At 53.1% G+C, this 612-nt stretch carries 1 protein-coding gene; it reads right to left on the bottom strand.

The window, feature by feature from the left end; all coding sequences use genetic code 11:
• Positions 1-408: 408 nt before the first annotated feature.
• On the bottom strand, positions 409-612 hold a 204-nt coding region (locus tag E0D98_RS25485; protein ID WP_131891484.1), incomplete at its 5' end, for an MbeD family mobilization/exclusion protein.

Raw genomic sequence — 612 nt, 5'->3', positions numbered from 1 at the left:
AAATGGCAACAAACCACCCGAAAAGCTGCCGCGATCGCACCTGATAAATTTTAACCGTATGCATAGCTATTCAGCCATGTGAATAACGCTGGTTTTGCCTGCGTAAACCTCATGACACTGTTTTTTTCCATCTTTTCAGTTGATGACATACGCAGACATCGCGGGATGAGGCTGAGGAATGAGCGCGATCTGGCAAAGAGGCAAAACACAGCAACAAAAACGACACGCCAGAATCGCGCCCGGATGCGTTTTTAACGCGTTCAGGTACCATCTGGCAACCTCCCGGAACAACTCACCGTCACATCCCCATTGACGGGCCACGCCATACCCGAGCTTCCCGTTCCAGCTCTTCATGCCAGGACCGCGCACGCTCCCGTTCCAGGCGTGCCTGCCTTTCCTGTTCATCCCTTATCTGCTGTTCGTGATAAATAACCGACTCAAGCGGTCCACCTGCCCGGCTAATCTCTGCACCTGCTGACTCAAGTCGTCGCACTGTTCCCTCATTTGCCCGTTCTCCTGTCGTGTCAGCTCGAACATATGCTGCAAATCCGTGAAGGCGCTCTCCCAGTCTTTCAGCCGCTGCGTATAGTCCTGCTGCAATTGCTCTAAGGC

The sequence above is a fragment of the Escherichia sp. KCJ4928 genome, assembly GCF_004352695.1.
Lineage (GTDB): Bacteria > Pseudomonadota > Gammaproteobacteria > Enterobacterales > Enterobacteriaceae > ECMA0423.
The sequence above is the reverse complement of the archived record's forward strand: the minus strand, read 5'-3'. Positions and strand labels throughout refer to the sequence as shown.